General features: G+C 58.8%; 19 protein-coding genes and 3 pseudogenes. 12 read left to right on the forward strand and 10 right to left on the reverse strand.

The genetic code is table 11. The annotated features are described in order from the left end of the window. Window positions 1-246: 246 nt before the first annotated feature. Window positions 247-384, reverse strand: a complete 138-nt coding sequence (locus MUU54_RS19930) for a hypothetical protein (protein ID WP_247245720.1) — start codon at window positions 382-384, stop codon at window positions 247-249. A 615-nt stretch (window positions 385-999) separates the two neighbouring features. Here MUU54_RS19930 and MUU54_RS19935 point away from each other — a divergent pair. Then, window positions 1,000-2,657: pseudogene (locus tag MUU54_RS19935) on the forward strand (ISL3 family transposase). Window positions 2,658-2,880: 223 nt separating this feature from the next. Here the strand turns inward: MUU54_RS19935 and nanR are convergent. From nanR to MUU54_RS19950, 3 genes are all read right to left on the reverse strand, one after another. Further along, window positions 2,881-3,579, reverse strand: a complete 699-nt coding sequence (gene nanR / locus MUU54_RS19940) for a transcriptional regulator NanR (protein WP_247245721.1) — start codon at window positions 3,577-3,579, stop codon at window positions 2,881-2,883. Between the two features lie 99 nt (window positions 3,580-3,678). Continuing rightward, a complete protein-coding gene (locus tag MUU54_RS19945; protein WP_247245722.1) occupies window positions 3,679-5,064 on the reverse strand; it encodes a four-carbon acid sugar kinase family protein in 1,386 nt (461 codons plus the stop codon). Next, window positions 5,061-6,314 (reverse strand): ribulose-bisphosphate carboxylase large subunit family protein, encoded by a 1,254-nt coding sequence (locus MUU54_RS19950; RefSeq protein WP_247245791.1) that lies wholly within the window; start codon window positions 6,312-6,314, stop codon window positions 5,061-5,063. Before MUU54_RS19950 ends, MUU54_RS19945 begins: the two co-directional genes overlap by 4 nt. Before the next feature lie 222 nt (window positions 6,315-6,536). Between MUU54_RS19950 and MUU54_RS19955 the strand changes: the two genes are divergently transcribed. The 7 genes from MUU54_RS19955 (at window position 6,537) to MUU54_RS19985 (ending at window position 14,994) form a co-directional block, all read left to right on the forward strand. Then, a complete protein-coding gene (locus MUU54_RS19955; RefSeq protein ID WP_247245723.1) occupies window positions 6,537-8,174 on the forward strand; it encodes a D-apionate lactonase family protein in 1,638 nt (545 codons plus the stop codon). Continuing rightward, on the forward strand, window positions 8,171-9,217 hold the full coding sequence (locus tag MUU54_RS19960) for a Gfo/Idh/MocA family protein (RefSeq protein WP_247245724.1): 1,047 nt from the start codon (window positions 8,171-8,173) through the stop codon (window positions 9,215-9,217). The genes MUU54_RS19955 and MUU54_RS19960 overlap by 4 nt, the downstream gene beginning before the upstream one ends. Window positions 9,218-9,299: 82 nt before the next feature. Then, the gene (locus MUU54_RS19965) at window positions 9,300-10,304 is read left to right on the forward strand and encodes a sugar ABC transporter substrate-binding protein (protein WP_247245725.1); all 1,005 of its coding nucleotides are present in this window, start codon (window positions 9,300-9,302) and stop codon (window positions 10,302-10,304) included. A gap of 68 nt (window positions 10,305-10,372) precedes the next feature. Then, window positions 10,373-11,500, forward strand: a complete 1,128-nt coding sequence (locus MUU54_RS19970; protein WP_247245726.1) for an ABC transporter permease — start codon at window positions 10,373-10,375, stop codon at window positions 11,498-11,500. Next, entirely contained in the window at window positions 11,497-12,996 is a 1,500-nt protein-coding gene (locus MUU54_RS19975; protein WP_247245727.1) for a sugar ABC transporter ATP-binding protein, read from the forward strand. The genes MUU54_RS19970 and MUU54_RS19975 overlap by 4 nt, the downstream gene beginning before the upstream one ends. Window positions 12,997-13,004: 8 nt before the next feature. Then, window positions 13,005-13,982, forward strand: a complete 978-nt coding sequence (locus MUU54_RS19980) for an ABC transporter permease (protein ID WP_247245728.1) — start codon at window positions 13,005-13,007, stop codon at window positions 13,980-13,982. Between the two features lie 169 nt (window positions 13,983-14,151). Next, the gene (locus MUU54_RS19985) at window positions 14,152-14,994 is read left to right on the forward strand and encodes a phosphogluconate dehydrogenase C-terminal domain-containing protein (RefSeq protein WP_247245792.1); all 843 of its coding nucleotides are present in this window, start codon (window positions 14,152-14,154) and stop codon (window positions 14,992-14,994) included. A gap of 341 nt (window positions 14,995-15,335) precedes the next feature. Here the strand turns inward: MUU54_RS19985 and MUU54_RS19990 are convergent, their stop codons facing one another. The 5 genes from MUU54_RS19990 to MUU54_RS20010 form a co-directional block, all read right to left on the reverse strand. Beyond that, on the reverse strand, window positions 15,336-16,391 hold the full coding sequence (locus MUU54_RS19990) for a siderophore-interacting protein (protein ID WP_247245729.1): 1,056 nt from the start codon (window positions 16,389-16,391) through the stop codon (window positions 15,336-15,338). Beyond that, on the reverse strand, window positions 16,388-17,608 hold the full coding sequence (locus tag MUU54_RS19995; protein ID WP_247245730.1) for an MFS transporter: 1,221 nt from the start codon (window positions 17,606-17,608) through the stop codon (window positions 16,388-16,390). Before MUU54_RS19995 ends, MUU54_RS19990 begins: the two co-directional genes overlap by 4 nt. Continuing rightward, the gene (locus MUU54_RS20000; protein WP_281433411.1) at window positions 17,608-19,680 is read right to left on the reverse strand and encodes a TonB-dependent siderophore receptor; all 2,073 of its coding nucleotides are present in this window, start codon (window positions 19,678-19,680) and stop codon (window positions 17,608-17,610) included. The genes MUU54_RS19995 and MUU54_RS20000 overlap by 1 nt, the downstream gene beginning before the upstream one ends. Window positions 19,681-20,210: 530 nt before the next feature. Then, a complete protein-coding gene (locus tag MUU54_RS20005; RefSeq protein WP_247245732.1) occupies window positions 20,211-20,507 on the reverse strand; it encodes a type II toxin-antitoxin system RelE/ParE family toxin in 297 nt (98 codons plus the stop codon). Then, entirely contained in the window at window positions 20,504-20,770 is a 267-nt protein-coding gene (locus MUU54_RS20010) for a type II toxin-antitoxin system ParD family antitoxin (RefSeq protein WP_247245733.1), read from the reverse strand. The genes MUU54_RS20005 and MUU54_RS20010 overlap by 4 nt, the downstream gene beginning before the upstream one ends. A 230-nt stretch (window positions 20,771-21,000) precedes the next feature. Between MUU54_RS20010 and MUU54_RS20015 the strand changes: the two are divergent. Continuing rightward, window positions 21,001-21,759: pseudogene (locus MUU54_RS20015) on the forward strand (IS256 family transposase); the annotation flags it as partial. A gap of 17 nt (window positions 21,760-21,776) precedes the next feature. On the opposite strand, the gene MUU54_RS20020 reads toward MUU54_RS20015, so the two are convergent. Beyond that, entirely contained in the window at window positions 21,777-23,183 is a 1,407-nt protein-coding gene (locus tag MUU54_RS20020) for a transposase (RefSeq protein ID WP_247245734.1), read from the reverse strand. Window positions 23,184-23,251: 68 nt separating this feature from the next. Between MUU54_RS20020 and MUU54_RS20025 the strand changes: the two are divergent. The 3 genes and pseudogenes from MUU54_RS20025 to MUU54_RS20035 all read left to right on the forward strand — a co-directional run. Beyond that, window positions 23,252-23,722: pseudogene (locus MUU54_RS20025) on the forward strand (transposase); the annotation flags it as partial. A gap of 79 nt (window positions 23,723-23,801) precedes the next feature. After that, window positions 23,802-24,476 (forward strand): GNAT family N-acetyltransferase, encoded by a 675-nt coding sequence (locus tag MUU54_RS20030; protein WP_247245735.1) that lies wholly within the window; start codon window positions 23,802-23,804, stop codon window positions 24,474-24,476. Window positions 24,477-24,757: 281 nt separating this feature from the next. Then, entirely contained in the window at window positions 24,758-26,008 is a 1,251-nt protein-coding gene (locus MUU54_RS20035; protein ID WP_354532459.1) for a metallophosphoesterase family protein, read from the forward strand. Window positions 26,009-26,284 lie beyond the last annotated feature (276 nt).

The raw sequence follows: 26,284 nt of genomic DNA on the forward strand, positions 1-26,284 counted from the left end.
TTCCGACAGCCTGAAGCGAACCTGCCAACGCTATTCAAACCAAAACCGCCCCTCCTGCATGCCGCTTAACCCCAGTATAATTACCGCTCTCACAGTGATCGGCATCGGATTTCACTACCGCGCGTCCAGTCATCTAAGAGCGGGGCTCGGCTTACCTACGGATTATTACCCCGTCGTTATCTGTTCTTCCGGAGCCCGGCCAGTTAGATCCGCTGTAGTCTCTGTCAATACGATTTGGACGGTTATCTATGTGGGGGCGGACTTGGTGACGGTCACGGTCTCTCCCTCTGTCGCGCCTCCAGTCGTGGTGGCGGTCTCGATCCCGGTCGGCGCTGCGCCTGTAAGCTGGCCGGTCATAGCGATCATAACGGTCGTAACGGTCATAATCCCGATATCCGCTGTAGTATGTGCCGCTTTCGCTGACGCAACTAGTGAGGGCAAGGCAAGCGAATCCGATTGCAGCGGCAACGCTGAAAGGTCTTAGTTTCATTGGATCCTCCTGGTGCCTTAAGATAAGCCGTAACCCTGAGACCGTGGGAAAGTTCCGCATGACCACCCTCTCGGAACGTGAAGCCGCACGTGGTGCGTTGCTCACGAGCCGCGAGCTTCCCGAAGATCGGGAATGATCCTCCCCCACCGTGCCCCGCCGGTTGGCGTGGTAGGCGGTAATGACATCGGAGTGATTGCGTCTTCGACGCTTCCGTCCGCCGAGCCGTTCCTGTTCTTTATGCCCGGTGGCCCATAAGCTGTTGGACCAGATCGTTAGGAGAAAAGCAGCTACATCTTGAGCGCCTTCGACCGATAGGCTGAGATTCATTCGGCACTTTAACCGCGAGGATGCGGTCGCTTCGGTCCAGCTTGGCATTAACGGGTCTTCCTCGCTTTATGTGGTTAGCCTCGTCAGACCGCATTTTCGATTTGTCGGTTGGCACTTAACCGGGGTCTGCCTCACTTTGTGTGGTTAACAGATCGTTAGCAGGCACTTCGCTATTGGCGGGCATGAGAACAAAATCAAAATGGTCGCCCGGTCCGGGCATTAAGGTGAAAAGCGTTGTCTCCAACGGTGATGGTGATTGGGTCGTGTCTGCTTGCGGACCATCCTCGGGTATTTGCCCGAATTGCAGGAAACAGAGCGGAGTCGGCACGGCTGGTCGTACCGCAGTCTTCAGGACCTGCCAATCTAAGGCAAGGAAGTCACAGTATGGCTTCGGTTGAGCCGCTGGCGTTGCATATATCGGCAGTGCAACGACGAACATTCTCGGACCCGATCCCGAATATTGCCTCGCCCTACGCCCGCAGGACAGCGAGGGTCACAAAGATAGTGGCCCTGCTGGTCACGGCACAGGCGGACGTCCGGGAGAGCGCTTGATGAACCAGCTCGGGATGCCGGTCAGCGACGACACCATCCTTCGGCACTTGAAGCAGAGTGCTTCATGGGCCGACGACGAACCGCCTGCACGGATCATTGGCATTGATGACTGGAGTTGGAGGAAATCGTGGCGCTACGGCACGATCATCGTTGATCTTGAGCGCCGAAAGGTCTTGGACATTCTCGAGGACCGGAGCGTGGCGAGCGTTGCACAATGGTTGAAGCGGCATCCCGCCATTGAGGTGGTCAGTCGAGATCGATGCGGGCTGTACGCGCAGGCTGCTCGCGAAGGTGCCCCTCAAGCATCTCAGGTGGCGGACCGCTTCCATCTCTTCCAGAATCTGCGTCTTGCTATCGAGGAACAGATGAGCCTCTCTGGACGAGCTACAGGCAGGGCACTGCTGCCAGACGACGTCATTGAAATTGATCATTACGATCGAGCTTCGCATGAGCAGGCGCCTGAAACTCCTTGGCGCAATCAGCTTCGACGGACACATAGGCAGTCCCGGAAGGAGGTGTTCGAGACGGTGCACGCCTTGAGCAAAGAAGGCCTGACCTGCTCGGAGATTGCGCGTCGCACGGGATACGGCCGTCGCAGCATCGCGAAGTGGCTGACGTTTGAAACGCCACCCGACCGACGCAGGGGAGCGTTGCAGCCGACATCTCCCCTGTACTTCGAAGCCTTTCTCACCCAATGCTGGAAGGACGGCAACCGCCGTGGGCGGCACCTTTTCATGACATCAAGTACCGCGGGTACACCGGCAGCTTTTCCAATCTTGAACGTCTTCTGGCAACCTGGCGCCGCGCCGAGAGGCCGGAAGCGGATACGGATAACAATGATGCGGCGCCGGCTCGGATTGGCCTCGCCGACAGCAAGTATCACGACGCGCCTGTGCGTGATCCGCACACTGGTCACTTCATCTCACCGGTTGTCGCCGCTGCTCTTTGTATCAAGCCGCGCGGGACGCTGACCGTCAATCAAGAGCGGAAAGTGGACGCCCTTAAACAGGGCTCCCAGACGTTCGCCACCTTGCGCAGCTTCTCCATGCGGTTTAGCGGAATATTTCATAGCCGAAAGTCGGCAAGGCTCGAAGAATGGATTGATGATGCCATTCGTTCTGGCCTAGTTTCCCTGGCCCGTTTTGCCCGCGTCCTTCGCCGCGATGTCGACGCCGTCTGTAAACGCATCGACATGCCCTGGAGCAATGGCCAGGCGGAAGGTCAGATCAACCGACTAAAGACGATCAAACGCTCAATGTACGGTCGAGCGGGTGCAGAGCTTCTCTGAGCACGGATGATGCCGATCAAAATCGGCTGATCTCCAGACAAAGTGAGGCAGACCCCGGTTAACTGCAAAGCGACATAGGGTGCGATCAAGCTTGGTCGCCGGTTCGTATCCGCTCAAGAGCGAGGTAAAGAGAAAGCTTTGCGGATGCGTGCATTGATGAAAGCTTGCTCCTCTTGTGAGTCGTTCTGAAATCCGGTCCACAGGTTTATGAAGTCGCTCTAAATCACGTATAGTTGGAATACAGGGCATTTGCACGCGAGAGGTGACGTTGCATGGCAGCTCCCGCTGCCTCGGCATCATTGTTGCGAATAGCATCCAGAATGAGCTTGTGCTCCTCGATAGTTACTTGTTCCGCGCCTTTTACAACCACCATGTCCTGCTTGAATCGAGTCAGCCAGACAAGCATGCCCGACACCGCGGCGGCTATAAGGGAATTGCTGCTGATGCCGGCGAGGATCTCGTGGAAGCGCATATCGGCTGCCACGAAAGCTGCAGAATCACCCTGCCGGGCTTGCATGTCTTTTATGCACTCATCAAGGAAACGAATGTCGTTGGCTGTTGCGCTCGCTGCGGCCATTCGCGCAAGTCCCACCTCGATCATGATCCGGGCCGACTTGAGATCTTCAAGGCCTTTTGGGTTGTCGGCCAGGAGCATGATCATGGCGGCAGAGATCTGATCGATGATCGCCTCGGGTGTTGGCTTTACGACGCGAGCACGCTCACCGTGCGAAATGCGGATCAACCCCATCTGCTGTAACGTGAGCATGGCCTCGCGGATGGAAGGACGTCCCACGCCGATCATCGCCATCAACTCCCGCTCGGAGGGGAGCTGTGATCCCGGCGGGAATTCCTTCGAGGCAATCGTCTCAATGAGGCGATCCAGTACGGACTGATACAGTTTCTTTTTCTGAATGGGTTCCATTACGGCTCCGGGCGGCGGATCAGCGGCATGATCGGGTCATCATCACCAGTGACCCAGAGGGTCTGTAACTATCAAATTGCAAGGCTGTGCGTCGACGGCTTATCTCAGCATGCCGTCCACGCCACCGCCGGTCCTCACCCAGCTGAAGAAATCGACTGTACCCATCTGCCCGCCTTTGAGAGCGAGCTGCAGTCCGTCAATTTGCGGATCCTCGGAGCGGGCTACGGTGATGGAGGCGCCGGGCACGGTCGGCGCGAGTGCTTCAAGCGCCGTCACCCCCAGTTCCCGTGCTGCATGCCCAGACGTATCGCCGCCCGAGATCACTGCTCTTCGTAAGCCGCTCCGAGTCACAACACTGTGGAGGATCCGGCCCAGAGCCTGGCCAATGTTGCGATTTGCGTCGGCTGCAGCCGTGGCGCTGTCAGCGAGCCAAGTGCGGAACCGATCTACGGCCGGATCGTCAGGTCCCCGCGCCGTCGCAAGCAGCACATCCTGCCCGCGCGAAAGCGCTTCCAGCATCTCGGTCACTACCGCCTCTTCCGCAGCGGATGCATGACTGCTCGCAAGATGACGTGGGTCGCCCTCGATCAAATGGAACCCCCTTGCGGCTGCATCGGCGATCTGCTGCGCCGTCACTGGCGACACGGAAGCGGAAACCACCGCAATGGGACCCACATCTCCGGCCGACGGCCGCGGAGCAATCGGCGGTATCAAGCCTTCAGCGCGCCAATGGGCAACGAGCGCATATTCGATCCCCTGCGAGCCAAAGCACATCATGTCGGTGTTGCGTCGCTGCCAAAGGATGCGCCCGATTTCACGTTGGTCGGCTTCAGAAACGCTGTCCATAGCAATACAAGCTCGACCCCTGCGTTCGGCTGCGGCGAGAACCGCATCTGCCTGTCCCTGGTGCAGTTGATCAAGCCTTAGCGTTTCGATCGGCAGCCGGGTCTGCCGGGCAAGGTGTTGTGCAACATCAGCCTCGTCCATTGGCGTCACCGGGTGGCGCGCCATGACGGGGTGGCGATCCAGCCGAAACACGCCATTGGGGGCCGCGGCAAAGAGGGAGCCGAAGGCCTGAAAGCGTTTCAAGGGGATTGCCGCGGGGTAAATTGGCATCAGCCTTGTCCCCAGTGTGGCGACCGCAATCTCCATAGCAGCGCCGATTGAGCCAATGTCTGGTGCTGAATCGAGGGTCGAGCAGATCTTGTAGTGAAGAAGCGGCGCGCCTGTCTTGCGCAAAGCAGCAAACAGGCCGGGGAGCTCTGCCTGCATCCAGTGTGGGCTTTCAGAGCGGGCAGTCCCTGCGATGCCGATCCCACGCATCTGCCCAAAACGGGTGACCTGCTCGGGGGAGGGCGGCTCGAGAAAAAGAACGGAAGGCAAGCCCGCAAAACTCAGGACTTCCATTACCGCAGCGGCGCCCGTGAAATCGTCGCCATACCAAGCAATCAGTGGGCCCGGCGGCAATTGGTCGACCTTCGTCATTTGTCGAATGCCTTCAAGGCGACGGCCAGCTCGGGATGGTCAAGGGCATAGTCAGCAGCCGGGATGCCCGCCATGGCAGCGCCCCACGCCTGCCGAAGTCCCGCGACCCCTGCGGCAGGGCCGCCGGGATGAGCGATGATGCCTCCGCCCGCTGCATGGATCAGATCCGCGCTGCCAAGGGCACGATAGGTATCGTGTGCCTGATGGACCGTCTGGCCGGAGGAGAAGACTGGCATTGCCACACATGGCTTGCTGTCGAACATCGGCTTCAGACATTCGCGTGCTGACGCAATGACGCTATCATCGGGTTCTGCAAATTTGTTGCGCAGGCCGTTGCAGTGCATGTGGTCGACCCCCGCCAGGCGCCAAAACTTCTGCCAGGCGATATAGGACCATCCCAGCATCGGCGCGCGGCTCAGATAGCCCCAACCGTTACGATGGCCGTGGATCGGCAACTGGCTGTGACGCGCCAGACCCAGTAGCCCCGATAAGCCTACCGAATTCAGGCTTGCCATGACGCAGGTGCCGCCCTCCGCGAGAACGAGATCGTGCCGGCGCCGCATCTGATCGACCTCACCAGTCAGGTTAAAGGCGAACATCGCCTTCCGGCCTGTTCGTTGTGAATGGGATCGGATGACCTGCATCACGGCCCGGACCCGCTCGTCAAAGGGGCAGTACCATCCATCCGCCTGCAATTCGTCGTCCTTGATGAAGTCGATCCCCGCGTCTAAAAGCTCCGCCACGGCCGCCGCGGTTTCGGCAGCTGATAGCCCCACGCTTGGCTTGATAATCGTGCCGATCAGCGGCCCTGCATCCACGCCAGCCAGGCTGCGCGTGCCGGAAACGCCAAATTTGGGCCCGTCATAGGCGGAGGCGAAAGCCTCCGGCAGCCGGATGTCGAGGATCCGCAGGCCTGAGAATTGTTTCAGCTCGAAGAGATTGCCGGAGACGGTGGCCATCAGACCGACAAGATCTGTGCCGACGTTGTCGAGCGGCCATGACAGGGTGACGCGGGCACGACGGCATGCCGTACCGGACGCTGCAGATGATCCCGGAAGGCTGGGGGAAGGGACCGCTTCCAGGAGCTCCAATGCCTCAACGCGCGCTGCCGAGCGTGCCTTCAGTTCCGCCGTTTCCCCGGGTACGGGTGCAAAAGTGCCTGACGATTGTTCGCCGGCCATCACTTCGGCGGCCCTTGCTGGCTCCCCCGGTGTCTCTATCAGGTAATCGGCTTCGATGCGCCCCAGCATCATGTCCTCCAATCGTTCGGTTCCTTAGGTCATTATACCAGTGCGTGGCGCCCATCAAGCGGATCGTCCGCAGGAAGGTCGCTGAAGCAGCATCTATGGGTGTATAGGCGATTTGCAGCGGTGCCTGTCATTGGTGTTGACGATCAACTGATATGATGAGTATATGAGGTTGAGCGGCCGGGGAGGGTGCCAGTGCGGTCAAGGACGACAGCGGGATCCGTAATGGATGAGGGCGTGCAAGCAGTGGCTGACGCCATGGGCTCTGACATCCTTAGATATGGCAAGCTTCAGGCCGCCGCTGTCGCCGGCGAACTGCGCTGCCTCACTTTTGATGGCGTCGAAATCCTGCGCGGGTTGAATGCGCTCCTGCGTGATGAAAACTGGGGTGTAGTTGAAACGGAGGTGGTGCTGGAGGAGGCGATCGGCCATTCCTATCGACGCCGGTTCAGGGGCAAGGACGCACCCGTGGAGGGCAGCTTCAGGGTCGAAATGACCGACGAGCGCGAGCTGCGGGCGCATTTCTCATTGGAGGCGCGTGAGGCGGTCTTCCTCAATCGCGCCGGTTTTACGCTTCTGCATCCGATCAAGGGGTTGGCGGGAAGCCGCCTCAACCTTCGCCATCCGGGGGGTGGATCAACTCAGACGGCTTTCCCTCTCAACGTCGCCGCGGCTCAGCCTGCGTTCAACATCGCCGGAATGGAGCACGCCATCGGCGCTCTGTCCGTGGATGTTCAGTTCGAAGGCGACGTATTCGAGATGGAGGATCAGCGCAATTGGTCAGACGCATCATTCAAGACCTATTGCCGACCACTGGCGCTGCCGCGTCCTTTCGTGCTTGAGCGCGGCCAATCTGTCGACCAGTCCATCGTCATCCGCATTTCCGGTGAGGTTGCCAAGGTTGAAGCGTCTCCGCGCACCGAGGCTGAGCGCGTTCGGCTGCCGCAAGTGCTATTAGCGCATGATGCAGGATCGCTGCCGGTCAGCACGGCTGCGCCGCTTCTGTTGCGGGTCTTCTCCGAGACCACGGAAGATGACTTCGCCAGAATCGAAGGCTTGCCAGTCGGCGGCGTCGAAGTGGTCTTCGATGCGATTTCCGACCTGCAGGCGACCGTCTCGCGCCTGATCGAACACTATCCGCAACTTGATCGGCTGACGGCGCTGCCGCGGCTCTACCTGAAGAGCTATCAACCTGAGGGGCCATGGCCTGAGGGGCCGAGACCATCCGACGCTTTGCCCGTCCTGCGTAGGCTCCTGCCAGGGGTTGCCTTGGGCGGGGGGAGCCTTACCCATTTCACGGAAGCCAATCGCTGCGCGCCTGCCAGTGATGCGGACTTCATCACCTTCGGCAATAGTGCCATTGTTCACGCAGCTGATGATTGCTCCGTCACCCAGACGCTAGAGGCCTTGCCCGACATTTTCACCTCGGCGGCAGCGCTCCTACCGGCCAAGCCGCTTCATCTGGGGCTCTTCTCCATCGCCATGCGGTCCAATCCTTATGGCGATGGGCTAGCGGCCAATCCTCAAGGCCGGTACATGACGATGACCAATGCGGATCCGCGGCAGGAGACAGAATATGCGGCGGCCTATGCAGCTGCAGTCCTCGCGCTCGCCGCTAAGGCAGGTTGTGCAAGCATTGCGCTGGCAATGACTTCGGGACCGCTCGCAGCGGCCGGGCCACTTGCCAGCTTCCTGCAATTCGCTCAGCAAAGTGCCGGCGCCATGGCGGATGTCATCGTCGAGCCCGACAAATGGAGCCTCATGACCGAGCGGGGCGGGTATAGCGTCACTGCTGATGCAAGGGGCAGTCTCAGTCTCGTCTACCATTTTGTTGAAGACGCTAGTGTGGACGATGGTCAATGACGCGCCGCGGTGTTCTCATCGGCTGCGGGTTCTTCGCACGCAACCATATGCTGGCCTGGCGCGACCTTCCGGACGTCACAATTGTCGCTGTGTGCGATCTCGATCCCGCCAAGGCTGCGGCGTTCGCAGAGGAGTTCGGTGCCGGGGCATATGGCAACGCGGCCCAGATGCTCAAGGAGGTCCGCCCCGACTTCGCCGATATCGCCACGACCGTGAGTTCTCATCGGAGCTTGGTCGAGCTGGCAGCCGGCCATGGCTGCGCCGTTATCTGCCAGAAGCCGTTCGCAGAAAACCTGATCGATGCGCAGGCCATGGTCGACGCGTGCACACGCGCGGGCGTGGACTTGCTCATCCATGAGAACTTTCGCTGGCAGGCACCAATCCGTCGCATCGCCGAGCTTATCAATCGTGGTGCCATCGGCCAGCCGCAGTTCCTGCGACTGAACTTCCGCCATGCCTTCGATATTTATGCCAATCAGCCGTATCTGGCGCAAGTTGAGGATCTGGCGCTGTCGGATGTCGGGCTGCATCTATTCGACGTTGCACGTCGACTGTTTGGTGAGGTGACCCGCATCAGTTGCGAGACCCAGCGCCTCAATCCAAACGTCACGGGCCAGGACGCATTTCTGGCACAGATGCGTCATGCCAGCGGGGCTGTTGCCAGTGTCGAATGCAGCTTCTTCAGCCATTATGCACCCGACAGGTTCGTGCAGACACTTGCGCTGGCCGAGGGCGACGAAGGCTCCATCGAGCTTGAAGATGGCTACCGCCTAAGGCTGCACCGCCAGGGTAAATGTCTGGAGGAGGTGGTGGAGCCGCCGATCCCATCTTGGGGTGCACGGCCCTGGAACCTCGTGCAGGACTCCGTCATCGCGTTTCAACAACATGTTCTTGATGTGCTGGCGGGACGTACGAAGGCGCAACCGTCCGGCGCCGACAATCTGGAAACTCTGAAGCTCACTTTCGCGGCCGTGCAGTCCGCCAGAAACGGTGGGCGGCAAGTGAAGCTCACTGCCAGCGGGGAGGAAACGCCGGTAGCCTGATCAGCCTTGCGGAAGGATAAAAGGGCCACCCTCCGCAGGGGCCATCTCGGCCCAATTAACAGTATCTATTGGAGGAGAATACATGAAACGTTTTAGACAAATCAGCTTCGGTCTTGCTCTTGCGGCCTCGACCGTCGGTTTCGGCTCTACGGCCAGTGCGGCCAATATCTGCTTTGCGTTCCAGGATCTGGAAACGGAATTTTGGGTGGCAAGTCACAAGGCAATTGTGGAGACCCTCACTGAGATGGGTCACAGCGTCATCGAGCGCAATGCGACCGAAGATGTCAACCGACAGCTGGAGCAGGTGCGTGACTGCGTCGCTCAAGGCGTCGACGGCATCATCCTCATTCCGCAGGACGGTGAGAGCGCTGTGACCATCGTCAAGGAGGCGACGTCGAATGACGTGCCCATCGTCGTGTTCAATCGGCCGCCGGCCAACAATGATAATGGCGTGATCGTTGTCGCCGACAATGCTGCCATTGCCGAAACGGCTGCAGGGTTCGTGCTGGAGCAGGCAATTGCCGCAGCGCCGTCGGATGCAAAGCTTCATGCAGTGGTGATCGTCGGTGACCTGGGCGATACCAACGCCATCCAGCGCAAGAAGGGCTTCGAGGCAGCAGTTGCCAAGTTCCCGGAGCGGTTCGATGTGACGGAAGTCGCCTCCGACTGGGACGCGGCGACCGCCCTTGCCAATCTGGAGGCCGCGGTCACGGCCAAGCCGAAGATCGACGCCATGTTCACCTCGTCTGATTTCCTTTTCCCCACCATCCGCTCGGTACTGGAGCCGCGTGGCATGTGGAAGAAGAGTGGCGAAGAAGGCCATATCCCGCTGGCCGGTCTGGATGGTGATGCGACGGCGTGCAAGCTCATCAAGGAAGGCTATGTCGACGCAACCGGGGTCCAGGATCTGTATTTCGAGGCCGAGGCTTCCGTGAATGCCATTGTTAAGGCGATCGAGGCCGGCGAAACAGATCCGAACGAAGTGATCGCCGACCCTGGCTTTGCCTTGACGACTGCCAATCTCGCTGAACGCGAGATGGATATGTGGGGCTGCAAGTTGCTTGCAGAAGGCTTCCTCGACAATTGATCTGCTGACAAACGCCATGGGACCCAGCTGGCGATGCCCGGCCGGGTCCAACGGCGAAAAGGTATACTATGTCTTCATCACCGGTGCCGAGGAGAGAACTGAAGGACAAGGCGGTTGATTTGCTGCTCTCCGACCAGTTCGTTCTTTATCTCTCCATCTTCTACGTGCTGCTCTTGGCGCCATTTTTGCCGATGCTGGTCACACCGGCCAATTTGGTGAATGTCCTGTCCAATATGTGGCCGCTGCTCATCGTTGCGATTGGCCAGACCTTCGTGCTTGCGATCGGAGGCATTGATCTGAGCCAAGGGGCAGCCATTGCGTTGACCTCCGTCCTTGGAGCGGTGCTGATCACGGGTGCTGCAGATCCGGCGACCTTTGCCAACACGCCAATCTGGGGGTGGCTGCTCACAGATGCCGGAGGGCCGCTCGCAGGAGTGGACCACGGTGTGGTCCTGGCAATCGCCGCCATGCTTGTCGCTGCCGTGGTCATCGGCCTTATCAATGGAATGGCGGTTGCCATGTTTGCGATGCCGGCCTTCATCGTGACGCTGGTGGCGATGATGATCTTCTCGGCCTTTGCACTCTGGCTCACGCAATCGGGCAATGTGGCAAACCTGCCAGACGATTTTATTCGTCTCGGCCGTGGCGATATCGTCTCTGTCTATTTCGGTGCCAAGGAAGAGGCCAAGATAGCCCGACGCGCTATCTATTCTCTTGTCACCTATCCCATGGTCATCGCCATGTGCGTCGCACTGGCGGCGCACATGCTCCTCAATCGGACGGTGTTTGGCAGCCAGGTGCTGGCCATCGGGATGAACCGCAAGGCCGCCGAAATTTCCGGTGTGCGCGTCAGGCGCATCATCATTGCTGTGTTCGTGCTCTCGGCGGTTTGCGCGATGATCGGCGGGCTGTTGTTTGCCGCCCGCCTTGAAGCCGGGCGACCTACGCTAGGTGGTGGCTCCTTCCTTCTGGATGTCATTGGCGCTGCGGTGATTGGCGGAACGAGCCTGTTCGGTGGCAAGGCAAAGGTCATCTGGACCTTCTTTGGCGTCATGTTCTACGTCATCATGGCAAGTTCGCTCTCGGCGATGAACCTTTCGGCCTTCCAGATCGACATGGTCAAAGGCGGCATCATCCTATGCGCGGCCTTGCTCGATGTTTTGCGCACACGGCTAAAGCGGGAGCGGGTACGATGACGGACCTTCTGTCTCTCCAAGGCCTGTCAAAATCCTGGTTCGGGATCCCGGCCAACCGCGATGTCAGCTTTAGTGTCCGCGAAGCCTCAGTGCTCGGCATCATCGGCCAGAACGGCGCGGGCAAATCGACGCTGATGAACATGATCGGGGGCGTCGTGAAGCCGACCTCAGGTCATATGTTGTGGCGTGGTCTGCCCTATGAGCCGGCAGGAGCCGCTGACGCAACGCGCATCGGCATTGCCTTCATTCACCAGGAGCTCAACCTCTTCACCAATCTTTCGGTGGCGGAGAACCTCTACATTGATGGCTTTCCGAGGCGTATGGGCCTCATTGACTGGAAGCGGATCAACGAGCGAAGTCGGCAAGTCCTCTCTCGCCTCTCTTTGGATTTCGACCCTTCTGTCGAAGTTGGACGACTGTCACCGGGCGAGCGACAACTGGTGGAGATCGCCCGGGCGCTCCACAACGAGGCGAGCCTCCTGATTTTTGATGAACCCACCACGTCGCTGACGCCGCGTGAAACGGAGCGGCTGTTTGCCACAATCGAGAACCTGAAAAGCCAAGGCTGCACGATCATCTACATCTCGCACATATTGTCGGACGTGCAGCGGCTTTGTGATGACATCGTCGTGTTGCGCGACGGCGAACTCGTCTCGAAGGGAACGATCACCGAGTTTCCGATCCCGCTGATGATCCGGAGTATGATTGGTCGCGACATGGGCGGAATGTTCCCGCCGCGCAGCAATCAGCCGCAAGGGGCAACAGTGTTGGAGGCGCGTGGACTCACTCAGCCAGGCGTGATCGAGGATGTCGACCTTACCGTGCATGAGGGGGAAATCCTCGGTCTCTTTGGACTGATGGGCGCCGGCCGATCAGAGCTGGCGCGGGTTCTCTTTGGTCTCGACAAATGCGCAAAAGGCACAATCAGCCTCAAGGGGCGACCGCTTGAGGGGCCGGTTCGGGCGCACATTGAGGCCGGGATGGCGTTCGTGACCGAAAATCGGCGTGAAGAAGGGCTCATGATGGATGCAAGCGTTGCCGAAAACTTGACGCTTGCGTCACTGGCCGCCTTTGGCCGCGGGCCTTTTGCACTGATCGACCGCGATCGCGTCGCGGAGCGAACTGAACGAATGCGCGAAGAGCTCAACATCAAGGCCAGCGACATCCACAGCCAGCCCGCCAAGGCTCTTTCCGGTGGCAATCAGCAGAAGGTCGTGATCGGCAAATGGCAACTGCGCGATCCCGATCTGTTCATCCTCGATGAGCCCACCCGGGGTGTGGATGTCGGCGCCAAATACGAAATCTACAGCCTGATCGACCAGATCGCTGCTCGAGGGGGTGGCATCATGATGATTTCGTCAGAACTTGAGGAATTGATGGGAATGGCGGATCGGATTGTCGTGATGAACCGCGGAGAAATCAAAGGACAGGTCCTGCGTCAAGATTTCGATCGCGAGCGTATCCTCGCACTTGCATTTGGAGAGATCGCAGAATGAAGCGGATCATGAAAAGACTGGTCGGCTTCACGCTCAGCCATTCGACTGCCGTGTTCTTTGTGCTGATCCTTTTGTGGTTTGGAGTTCAGGCACCACAATTCCTGCAGCCAGAGAGCCTCGCCAACATCATTAAGCAATCATCCTTCATCGGCATCGCGGCACTTGGGATGACCGTCGTGTTGATCACGGGGGGCATCGATCTTTCGGTCGGGTCGGTGATGTTCCTCGCGCCGCTGATTGCCGGCATGGCAATGCGTTCCTTCGGGCTCCCGGTTGAGGCTGGTTTCGTCGTGGCCATGGTCGTCGGCGCGGGGCTTGGCGGTCTCAATGCCTTCTTCATCGTCGTGCTTCGGGTCGTACCCTTCATCGTCACCCTTGCGAGCCTCTTTGTCTTCCGAGGCTTCGGGACCTGGCTCACCAGTTCGACCCAGTTCGATTTTCCCGAGCGCATGCGGACGTTCGGATTGTCGAACGTGTTGGGGATTCCCACGCCGATCCTTGTCTTCGCCGTCACCGCCGTGGCCATTCACATCATGTTGCGTCACACAGGCGCCGGTCGTCAGATCTATGCCTTTGGCAATGATCGCGAGGCAGCGCGCAAAGCCGGTTTGGCGGTTGAGCTGATTGAAGCCAGGGCTTACATCATCTCCTCGGTGTGCGCGGCGATCTCAGGCTTCGTGATGATCTCGCAGATCGGTCGCCTCGATGTGGGGTTCGGGCAGGGTCGCGAGTTCGATGTCATTGCAGCGGCGGTTTTGGGTGGAGCGAGCCTTTTCGGGGGTGTCGGCACTGCGCTCGGCGCTGTTGCTGGGGCAACGTTGATCCAGACCGCCAAACTCGGCCTCGTCTTCACGGGGGTCAACCTTTACATGCAGCCGATCATCCTGGGAACGGTCATTTTCGCGGCCATGGTCGCCGACGGAATACGGGGCCGGCGGCTGCGAGACAAACTCGCGCGGACAATTCGCCCTCTAGGATCGTCGTGAGGTGAACCTGACATGGAACACGTCAAACCGCCATAGCGGCAGGTCCGCCAACAACAGAATGATGCCGGATCAACTGTCTCCTGCCAGTGCAACAGCGCGACGGCAATCAAGGTCCTGCGTCTGCATGAGCATCAAGCGTCGTCGCAAAATGCAACGGAAAGGAAAACCAATGACCAATATCGCCCTGCTTGGAGCTGGCGGGAAGATGGGCGTGCGCCTGTCAAAGAACCTGAAGCAGTCCCCCTTTACAGTTTCGCACGTTGAGATTTCAGACGAAGGACGTCGTCGGCTGCGCGAGGAAGTGGGCGTCGAAACCGTGGATCAAAATACGGCTTTGGCGGGCGCCGATGCCGTCATTCTGGCCGTGCCGGATCGCCTCATCGGGAAGATCTCCCACGCCATCGTCGATCATCTGAAACCGGGTGCCGCGGTGATCGTGCTTGATGCGGCTGCCCCTTATGCGGGGGAGATGCCGGAGCGCGCGGATATAACCTATTTCTGTACCCATCCATGCCATCCCGCTTTGTTCGATTTCACGCCTGACGTAGATGCCCAGAAGGACTTCTTTGGTGGCATCAGCGGCCCTCAAGGAATCGTCTGCGCATTAATCCAAGGACCCGAGGAGCACTATCTGCTGTGCGAGGAGATTGCCCGCACGATATATGCGCCCGTTACTCGTGCCTATCGCTGCTCGCTGGAGAGCATTGCCATCCTCGAACCAGCTCTATCAGAGACAGTGGGCGCAACTTTGGCGCTTGCCCTTCGCGATGCGACTGATCGGGCCGTTTCAATGGGTGTTCCTGCTGATGCGGCGCGTGACTTCATGCTTGGTCACCTGAAGATCGAACTCGGGATAGCCTTTGAAGCCTTTCCGGAGGGAAAATTTTCAGACGGGGCTCTTCACGCCATCCGCCAGGCTCGCCCGCTGATTTTCAGGGATGACTGGCTTGACCGCATCTTTTCCCTTGCGGCTGTAAAGCAGTCGGTGAGGGACATCTGCAATCCGCAGTGAAAGCGCTCCAAGGGTTGACGTTCGCTGCCTGCAGACAGTCGATCCTCGAGATGACGGGTCAGCCAGAAACGGTCAGCCGCCGAGGATGAAAAGTCGGCTGCTGGGTCGTCTCTCCCCGACAACCCTTCCGGGTGCACCTGATGCCCGGGAGGATCAGAAAAGCGCATGCTTCGGGCCGACTGTAAACATCAGCAGCTCTGCTGCGATGCCCGCTCTTCCCTTTGAGCGTGGTACAGCTGACCCTTGGCTGTTGGTCGGTCGGTCTAGGAAAGCCCATCTCGATGAAGTATCAGAGCATTGGTTTCTCAGCGACGGATGTCGAAGGTTCATATCCTCTCACATCAGGATTTTTGTCTCCGCCAGTAGGCGACCGCGCTGTATTGGTTGCGCTGCAGATTGAGCTCCTCCCGGACGAGGTGCCGAATGGTTAGATAATCGCTGAACTCGCACCCGGCCCAAATGAACGGCAGTTCATCTTTGCGCCGACTCGTAGCTTCATTAAGGACTTCAGCCAAGGCACCAGTGGCTCCCTCTGGTCGCTCGCACCGGTAGAGGTAGTGCACCTCTACATTGTCAGTTTCCGGGAACTGGTAGTGGTCCTCCACGCTCTCGACTTCTGCAAAGACCTTCGCTCTTGACGTAGCGGGCAGCGCTTCGGCGATGCGTGCCATCGCAGGAAGAGCGGTTTCATCCCCTAACAGAAGGATCGACTTGGCGTTCGGGATTTCGTTGCCGCCAGGTGCAAAAATGCCAATGACGTCGCCGCAACGGGCTTGTTCGGCAAATGCGGTGCCGGGCGCAGCGATATCGCCGGAATCGTGCAAGACAAAGTCTACCTCGACTTCTCCAGTTTGAGCGTCGATGCTGCGAAGCGTGTAGACGCGAGCCACCAAGGCGTCTTCGCCGTCGGGCCAGATAATTCGGCCGTCCGCCGCAATTGTCGGCCACCGGGGATGTCTTCCCTTCGGAGGGAACAGAAGCCTCACATGAAGGCCACCCGCCGCGAAATCTGCAAACCTCTCGCCGCGGAATCGGATACGCTTCATCTTGCGTGTGACCAGGCGCGAGGACAGGACTTCGATGGTCTGAAAGAACGGCGGCCTGGAGGCGTCAGCGTCTGCACCCTCCCAAACGAGCTTGTGGCTGCTGCCAAGGGGATGGCTTGACCAGTGCTCGGCCACAGCCATCTTTACGTAGGAAAGCCGGATCGCATCCTCTGCCTGTGCTGTGATGGCAATCTGCGCCGGCAAAAGTGCCAGCTCCGCCTTCCCATACCGCAGGCGCACGACATGCCTGCCGTCCTTGGAGGAGACATGGGCATATTCACGGAAGCCCCGCAACAGCCCCTCCAATGCCAGTGGCGCGTCGATGTCGGAGAGGACCGCTTTAGACTTCATGCCTGCCTCCTTAACAGCAGATAAATGGGAGCGGCTACCGCAACGCAGAGCGTGCTCGCCCCACCGAAGATGCTGACATAGCCGAAGTGCTCCGCAATCAATCCAGTACCCAAACCGCCTACAATGCTCACGAGACCGTCCATGCACTGAAACACGGTGAAGTCGACCCCTGCCTGGCGGGGGTCCGACCAGTCCATGAACTGAGCATAGAGCGCGACAAAGCCAATCGACATTATGCCGGAGGAACTGGCCACCGCAGTTGCAAGAATCGCTGCAGGCGGAAGCATCCCTCCTTGACCGACATAAGCGAGCAAGAGCAGCAGAAGTGCTTGAACAACCAGCGAACCCGCCATGACCGCACCGGAGCCGAAAGCCCGAACCAAGGCACCGCCAACGAGCGCTCCCGCCAAACCGATGAACATGCTGCCTGTGCCGTTCAGGATCCCGATGGTCGCAAGATCAAATCCTTGGTCAATGAGGAACGCTCCCAGCATTGACAGCCCCCACTTATGCGCCGCGACGAAGAGCGCCGTCGTCACTAGGCCGCGGCGTATCTCCGGCCGCTTCACAGTTGTAACAAGTGAGGGGACGTGGACGCGCTGCGCCACAACTTCTCGCGCCGCCGGCCCTAGCGAGAAGGGCAGGCTGAGTAAGAGGATCATGACAGCCATTCCGAAGCAGGCCGACTGCCAGCCAATCCCATTGACGAGGACAAGAAACAAACCTGCACCAATGGCTGAGCCGAGATAGGAGCCGCCGACCTGGGCAGCATTCCCCCAACCGTGATGCCGCTTTGCAAGCTGTTCGACTGCATAGCCGTCGCAAGCGATGTCGACGGTTGAGGCCACCAATGCGACAAACGCCAAAACGCATATGACAGGAAGAAGCTGCGCGGGCTCAAGCAGCCCGACTATTGCGATGCCCGCGGCAGCGATCAGACTGCCGGTGAGCACGATGATGTTAGACCGGTTGCGCCCGATCGAAGGCAGCCGAAATCTCTCGACCTGCGGAGACCATAAGAACTTCAGCGCCCATGGCAGGACCGTGAGGTAAAGAAGACCGATCTGATCGAGCGGCAAACCTTGGGCTCTCAGGACGGCCGGAAGCCCCAGCATGGTCAGTCCGCCGATCACACTCTGCGCCACGTAGACTCCGCCGATGACGAAGAAGATCGTTATCGGCGAAGGGAGGTGCGGGCTTGCTCCCGTGGTCGCCATCAGAAGCGGTATCGCATGCTGGCGATGACCTTGCGCCCTTCATCAAAGTAGCAGAAGCCGGTGGTGCACACCTGGTTGATCTCGTCCAGGAGGTTGGTCGCGTTCACCTGCAGCTTTACGCCTTCCATTTCTGGGGTGATCTTCCCAAGATCATAGCGAATGGCAGCGTCGACGAAGGTACGAGCGCCATTTTCGAGCACCGGCGTGTGGACGTTGTCCCCGAAACTTGAGCCAACATAGCGAACACCGGCACCGACGCCCAATCCCTCCAAAGCTCCTGTCTGGACCTCATAGTCCGCCCACAGCGAGAACATGTGGTAGGGGCTGGAGTTATGCTGGTTCCCCACCGTCTCCGGTGTAAGCTTGGTGATCTCCACGTCATTGTACGAGTAGCCACCGGTCAAGCTCAGCCCATTGTCGAGCGTGGCGGTGATCTCCAATTCCACGCCGCGCGACCTTAGGTCGAGTTGGCGCAGAAGATTGACCCCCGAAGACGTCTCGTAGACCGACGCATTCTCTTGGTCGATGTTAAAGAAGGCGGTGGAGATCAGGACGTTGTGATCCGGGATCTCATACTTCAGTCCAATCTCATACTGCGTTCCACGCGTCGGCTCCGCTTGAGAGGCACCTGAGCCAAAACTGAGGATGACGCCTGGGTTGGCTACATAGGATGTGCCATAGCTCACATAGGGCATGATGTTCCAAGGCGTAACATAGCCGACGGATGCGCGGCCGGTCGTTTCGCTGTCGTCACGGGAATAGGCGGTTCCACCAGGCGTGTATTCGCTTGAGTGCCAATCATGGCGCAGGCCCATCCCAATGCGCCAGGCGTCGATCTCTATCTGGTCCTGGATGTATAGGCCGATAGAGCTCTGCCTCTGCTTTTCGTAGTAAGTGAGCGTGGGCACATAGGTGTAGGTGTCCGTGAAGAGATCGGGACCGCTGCCCTGGCGCGCCTCGTACTCCATGAAGCTGTAGTCGATCCCACCAATCAGCCTGTGCCGCGCGTTGCCTGTGTCGAACTCGGTCTCGAGATAGGTGTCGGCTGCGACACCACGGTTGTCCTCGAGGCTGAGGCCAGGGAAATCCTCAAACACCCACTCCTGCCTGTTGGACAGTTCCGAGTAGCGCAGCTTGTGGTGGAGGGTCAGGTGATCGCCGAGCGCATGCTCCAGTTCATAGCCAATCCGCCACTGCTCCTGATCAAAATCGTTGAAGCGAGCATCGCCGCCATAGACGGGTGTTGCGCCGATCGATGTTCCGCCGGGGCCATAGTTGTTGATGTAACCCCACGTGCCGCCGGTCGTGGAATCCATATATTCCCCGAGGAGGGTGAATGTTGTGCCGTCGTCAGGCTGCCAGGTGAGTGCCGGCACGATCATCAGCCGGTCGTCCTTGATGGCCTCGATCTCATTGCGGCCATCGCGGACCACACCTGTGAGCCGATAGAGCAGTACGCCGTCATCGGTGACCGGTCCCGAAAAGTCGAAAGCCGCCTGCTTGCGACCATATGAGCCGTATTGCAGCTCCACTTCCCGCAGTTGCTCCTCGGTGGGTCGCTTGGAAATGATATCAACAATGCCACCCGAACTGCTCGCGCCGTAGATAGAGGCTGCGGGCCCCCGCAGAACGGTCAGCGCTTCGACGCCGTAAGGTTCGATCCGGAAGAGGCCGTTCGGACTGCTGATCTGGCGCAAGCCGTCACGAAACACACCGGTATAGGTGAGATCGATGCCGCGTATCTTGAACGAATCGAAACGCGGCTCGGCGCCGAACTGGCCGCCGCGAACTCCGGGGATATAACTGATCGCCTCAGTGACGTTCTGGGGCTGCCGGTCATCGAGTTGCTTTCGGCTGACGATGGAAACGGGTTGGGCTGTCTCGGCAACAGGAGTGCTCGTCTTGGTGGCCGTTCGCGCGGATTTCGCTACGTACCCTTCCGTCTCAGCAACACCTTTCACGCCGTCACCGCTTCCAGTGATAACGATGGGTTCTAATGTTGTCGCACTTCCAGTTGCGGTTTCGCTCGCGGCCTGTCCGTAGGCCGTTGTCGCGAGCGTCAGGCTACACATGATAAGCGCGCCACTGCGCAGCAAGCTTACCCTAAATCTCCCCAGTCCCATATCAACCCTCTCGGCTAACGACAAAACATGATTCAAAAGATCATGTTTTGTCGTTAGCCGAGAGGAAGTTCCCGAGTCAAGAAATACGGTGTGCAGTTATCACTTTGGTGGGAGGTGCTCGCGCTGTTGCCAAAAGGTTAGCTTTCGCCGGATTAGACACACCCCAGTCGCAGCTTAGGATTGTCGTTGGCCGCCCAACGTCATAAACCAGACCAAGTTCAAGGCTTGAAAGCAGGATCTATCAATCGAGAGTATCCATAGCCAGGGTCGTCGGTTCGGATCCCTTCAAGGCGGAGGCTACGACAGCTTCACCCGAAAACAGGTCATCGTGAGCGGCACCCGTTGCCAAGGCCTGAAGAATAACAATGCTGGAACCGCTACTCCACGACGGGGTGCGGGATCGAACCCATTCAACTGCAAAACGATCATTGGATGCCGGGATTCTCTGCGCGAGGTCGCGCCAGATCGACCTATTTGAATTAGTCGCCGAACAGGATGGCGCCATAGTCCGTGGCACCATGCAGGATATGTATGATGACCACCTTCTCAGATTCAACGCGGTAGAAGATCAGGTAGTTGCCATGAACTCGCCGACGGATACCATGGTGCTCGAACCGGGGGACGAAGGCGAAGCTGTTTGGAGCATCGAGGAGACGCTCGCACTTGCTCCGCAACTCTCGGACGAATGACAGGGCGCGTTGAGGATCGTCTTGAGCGATATAATCGGCGATCTGCTCAAGGTCGTTTTCCGCCTCACTGGAAAACTCAAGGATCATGCAGATTTTTCGGCCTTTTCCGCCATCGCACGGTATTTGGCGTCGAGACGATCGAATACATCGCGCGCCGGCTTCGTCCGTCCAGCGTCCGCATCTGCAATGCCGCGCATGATGGAAGCATCCAGCGCGACAAGCCGGGTCTCGCGGTCCTGGACCAGTCGCACACCTTCACGTAGGACTTCGCTTTTGGAGCCATAGCGACCTGTATCGACGAGTTGCTGGATATAGCTTTCGAGCTGCTTTCCTAGATCGGCGCTGATCATGCGGTCCTCCATCTGATGTGATAGGGACAAGATAGGTTTTTTATTAACTATTATCAACAGCGATCATGCACTCCGATAGCGTCCGCGAAGCTGGTGTAATTTCGGGGGCGATTTTCGTGGAGAAAGCGGTTGAGATTTCTCTTTGGTTTTCCGCGAGACGTCAGGTGGGCACCGGGTCCGTCGGAGAAGGTGGAGTTGCGAGACTTCAACCTGACCGAAAGGACGACCCGATGACCGACGACAGATTACCTCTTGCCGAGCTTGCCGCGAAGAGTGGCGATCCGGATTTTCTTCGATTGATTGCCGAAAGCGTGCTGCAAATGATCATGGAGGCCGATGTTGACGGCCTGATCGGAGCTGGACGCTACGAGCGTGGCGAAAGCCGCCAGACCTGGCGCAATGGTTATCGTGACCGGACGCTCGACACGCGGCTCGGCACCTTGAACCTGAAGATCCCGAAGATGCGCTCCGGCAGCTATTTTCCCGGCTTTCTGGAGCCGAGGAAGACAGTGGAGAAAGCGCTGGTGGCCGTCATTCAAGAGGCCTGGATCAATGGTGTATCGACCCGCAAGGTCGATGAACTGGTGCAGGCCATGGGGATGACCGGTATCTCCAAATCCTCCGTTTCCAAGCTGTGCAAGGATATCGACGAGCGTGTGAACGCCTTTCTCAGACGTCCTCTTTCCGGCGCCTGGCCGTATCTCTGGCTGGATGCGACCTATCTGAAGATGCGCGAAGGCGGACGCATCGTTTCGGTCGCGGCAATAATCGCGGTGGCTGTCGACACGGACGGCAAGCGGGAAATCGTCGGCCTGCATATCGGCCCTTCCGAAGCCGAACCGTTCTGGACGAGCTTCCTGCGTGATCTGGTGCGCCGAGGGCTGACCGGCGTCAAGCTCGTCATCTCCGATGCTCATCAGGGATTGAAGGCCGCCATCACCCGTGTGCTCGGCGCGACATGGCAGAGATGCCGGGTGGGGCTGTTGAAGAAGTCGCCGATGGCTGATCAGGCAGCACCTCGCGCGTTAATGAACGTCTGCGGGAGTAGAATGCGGCTGAAAGCGTTCCTCAGCTCGCAAATGGTTGCCTGGGGTGAAGCCACGAGCAAGAACAGTCGCAAAAAGGCTACCGCGAGCCGCTTCAGGTTGATGGCGGCGGCCGTGAGGTAGGATTGGATCTTCATGTTGGAGAGTCCGCGCCGAACGGCGCGGGCGAGTCCGTGCCAGCTCTTCGCCTCGCCATGGAACCCCTCTGAGCGCCAGCGATGCCGCTGGTACAGACGCCGGTCTTCCTCGGTCCATTTCTCACGGCGTCTTCGGGCTCGCAGGAGCGCCGGGTAATCGTCCCCTACAACGACGGCCTTGTTTGCCCGCCCCTTCGAGAGGCACAGCCTTGCCAGACCGCATCCCCGGCAGTCCGCTGCCTTGGAATAGAAGAACCGACCGTGCTTGACCGGTCGGGTCGGTCTGAGGGTCTTTCCACGCGGGCACTTTAGGGTGTCGTTCTTTGCGTCGTAGCGAAATCGGCGCATCGGCACTGGGCTGCGGATCGGCTCCGCCTTCGTTGGGATGACGGCGCTGATGCCCCGCCGCTCGAACCCGCCGAAGACCCTCGCATAGGCATAGCCTGCATCGGCCGTGACGATCTCGACATCTACGCCCGTGGTCTCAATGGTCGCGTCGATGCGCTCGATGATGACCTGGCCTTCGTTGATTTCGCCGGTGGTTACCTCGACGTCGAGAACCACGCCACAGACGTCATCGACGACGGCGTGCTGCTTGAAGGAGGGTTCGAGCCGACGGTTGCGCCCGCTCGTCGCCATCGTCGCATCGGGATCGGTGACGCAGACCTTCTTGAACTTCCCAGTCTTGCGGCTATCGCGTTCAGCGACGGAAGCATCTTCGTTCGCTTCGGCAACCGCCTCAACGTGGCGCACCGCAAGGCTTTCCCAGCTCACATCCGCGCGAATGAGTGAGGCATCGACATGCACCACGTCCCCCTTCGCGATCTTTGCTGCGATGCAGGCCTCCACCGTGCGTTCGAAAATCCTTCGAAAGCGCTCCACCCCCCGTCTCTGCCGTATCCGCGTCAGAAAGGAATGATCAGGCAGTGCCTCGTGCAGGCCATAGCCAATAAACCACCTGATCCCGAGGTTGACCTGTGCCTCCCGCATCAGGCGACGATCGTGAACGATCCCGAGCAGGAAGCCCGCAAGCATTAGCCGGACGGCGACCTCCGGATCGATCCCAGGTCGTCCGTTATGCTCACAGTAGAGATCCGAAACCTCTGCCCTGAGCCACGTGAGGTCGAGGACACGATCCACTTTGGCGAGAATGTAGTCGTCGGGGATGAGCTGTCGAAGCGAACCCGTCATGAACAGCTCGAGCTGACCGCGTTCCTTATGTCCCAACATCCCGGTGCACCCAGAGAATCAATCCAAAATGAATCGAATCACGTGAGGCTGACTTCTTCAACAGCCCCCGGGTTCACGCCATGCGCAATGCACTTGCCTATGTGCCCAAAGGTCAGCACACCATGGTGGCAGCTGCGGTCCGCCAAGCCTTCATCCAGCCGGACCATGACGGAGCCGTTCAGACCTGACGGCATGTCGCCGACCAACTCCGCGTCAGATGGCCGAAGCTTGGGACATTCATGGACGATGCAGAGGCTGACGTGCTCGCCTATATGGGCTTCCCGTCCCAGCATCGCACCAAGCTCCACAGCACGAACCCTCTGGAGCGCTTGAACAAGGAAGTGAAACGCCGCGCTGATGTCGTCGGCATCTTTCCCAACGAGGACAGCATTGTCCGGCTGATCGGAGCGGTGCTCCTCGAAGCCAACGACGAATGGCAGCTTCAGCACCGCTACATGCAGATCGAGGGTATGGCAGAGCTCAACACACCAACAATCGAGGAGGAAAAGCCCCTTCAGATTACACCGAAAGCCGCCTGATCATGACGGCCCGGTCCCACGCCCCAAATTACACCAACTTGACGGACACTATCTGCTCTCCCCCGCTGCGGGCGGGTGGATGCCCTTCGGATACAACATAAAAGGTGGCGGCAACTGCTGGGTCATCGATCCGATTCCTATCAAGAGCGAGGCTATGACCGCGTTGCGCCCGCGAAGCGGTCATGGAACTGTCGTGCCTCCACGATATGGGCTTGCTCTAAATTTGCGGACAGATGAAATGATAGAGACAGAACGTCTGCTTTTGCGCCAGCCCTCTGGCTCTGATTTTGCTGCCTGGGCCACTTTCCTGTCAGATGCCGAAGCCACTAGGTTCATTGGTGGCAGCCGCGATACTGCTGAGGCGTGGAGAAACCTTTGCCTTTTTGCGGGGGCATGGAGCGTTCAGGGGTACAGCAACTTCTCCGTGATCGAGAAGGCAACAGGTCGCTGGGTGGGGCGAGCGGGCGCTTGGTCTCCTCCAGATTGGCCTGGCCAGGAGATCGGCTGGGCATTCAGTCGGGAAGTCTGGGGACGAGGGTATGCTACAGAGGCGGCCACGAGATGCCTGAAATGGGCTTTCGAAGAACTTGGATGGGCAGAGGCAGTGCACGTCATCCATCCTGAAAACTTTGCATCCATCGCCGTTGCAACTAAGCTCGGCGCGGTTCCCCGAGAGACAGGGACTGCCGAGAACTACAGGCTCTACGTCAGTACTAAAGAAGCCTTTGCTCTAAAATTTGTGACAGCGGTATAGGCGAACAGCGCCTCCATCGGGTCGTCGCGGACCTGAATGCCGCTTCGCGCCTAGTACCGGACGTGCGCCCACGCTTCGGTGAAGACCTATCTCGTTGGGGACATTCGCCTTTGGATTGTCTCGACTGCCAGCAACGTAGTACGATTGCGTATGGCAAACACGGCAGAAATTCCGCAACCGATCACATCGCTTACACCATCCGGCAACGGCCATCGTTTCGTCGTATATGGCGATGCTTGTTCCGGCGTTCCCGATGCGCCACACGAAGCCAATTTGAAAGGGTGAATCACGTCATCCAGAGGTTGGACCCACAGCCACAGTTCATCCTTTTCACCGGAGATGAGGTCGCCGGGTATACGCAGGACCCAAATGAATTGCGAGCGCAATGGCGCTATTGGCTTGATGTGGAGATGCGATGGGTGGCTGAACGCGCCATTCCCATATGGCACGCGACCAGCAACCACACCACCTACGACCGCATGAGCGAGGATATCTTCGCGGAAGCCCTCTGCCATTTGCCGCGAAACGGAGCGCCAGGGCAAGAAGGACTGTCCTACTGGCTCCGCCTCGATGACCTGCTTTTAGTTTTCGTTCACACCCTCTGCACTGACCTCGGGGGCGAAGGCTATGTCGAAACAAGCTGGCTGAGAGAGGTGCTTCGACAGAACAAGGACGCCAAGCACAAGATAGTCGTAGGCCATCATCCTGTGTTCTCAGTCAACGGTTTTTCCGGAGCTTATGGGCGTGACGTCGGGCCTGAATGCGGCCCGACCTTTTGGGACACATTGGTAGAGGCGGGCGTACTCGCATACTTCTGTAGTCACATCCTCGCTTTTGACGTCCAAGTTCATCGAGGCGTGCTTCAAGTTTGCACTGCAGGAGCAGGAACTGGACACCGAATGCCTGAAGGCATCGAGTATCTCCATTGCGTGCAAGCGGCCCTTGATGACAACGGCCTCCGCTACCAAGTTCTTGATACCGACGGCGTCGCGCGCGAGGGCTTATCCTGGCCCATTTCTCTCCCGCCCGCAGAAAACTGGCGCGCTCTTCCCCCTGGCAGACATCCAGCACCTTCCGACATTTTGGCTACTGCTGGTCGCCCCATCATCCTGAGGTTTTCTGGAACTGCGGCAACAGACGGCATTGGCACCGAGCAGACCCTGCTTACTGCTTTCGATGAGGGATCGAGGTCGAAGCTATGGATCGGCTTCCGAGGCGCTGCCCAGAGACTCACCGTATTGATGGCTCCGGACAAAGGCCGTTCGCCATTTTACGGACTCGGTCCCTCGGTCCCCGCGGGAAGGCCTTTCGAGTTCACGATCGTCATTCATCCTGGCATGGGTCCCGGAGGCATTCTTGTTCGAGAAGGCGATGAAAGTCTGTGGTCCTCGATGAGTACGACTTCGCCCTGGGGGGCCGAGCGCTTGCGGTGGCCCTCAACGTTCGGCATCGGCTTTGCACAACAAGGTAAGGATGACCGCCCGTTCCGCGGTTGGCTTAACCGGTGTTCTCTTGCCGTTTGCGGCACATAAATTTTCTGCGTTATTTTCTCCGCTGTGCACCGCGAGGCGTCTTCCGCCTTGCGCCACAAGCGGTCATGAGACAGGCAACTTGGATAGACTGATTCGGACCAATTGGAGGAGCGAATACCCTCGGTGATGGCTTCGAAGATATGTGCGTGGAGCAGATCGAACGAATGGGTTCATAGAAGATTATCTCATCCCGCAGAACGTTGTTCACCCAGGCGATGGACTACCAAATCGTTTCCCTCCTTTGGTCATTTTTAATAGAGTCCGGCTAAATTAGCG

The sequence above is a fragment of the Pseudorhizobium tarimense genome (assembly GCF_022968135.1).
In the GTDB taxonomy this organism is placed as follows: domain Bacteria; phylum Pseudomonadota; class Alphaproteobacteria; order Rhizobiales; family Rhizobiaceae; genus Neorhizobium; species Neorhizobium tarimense.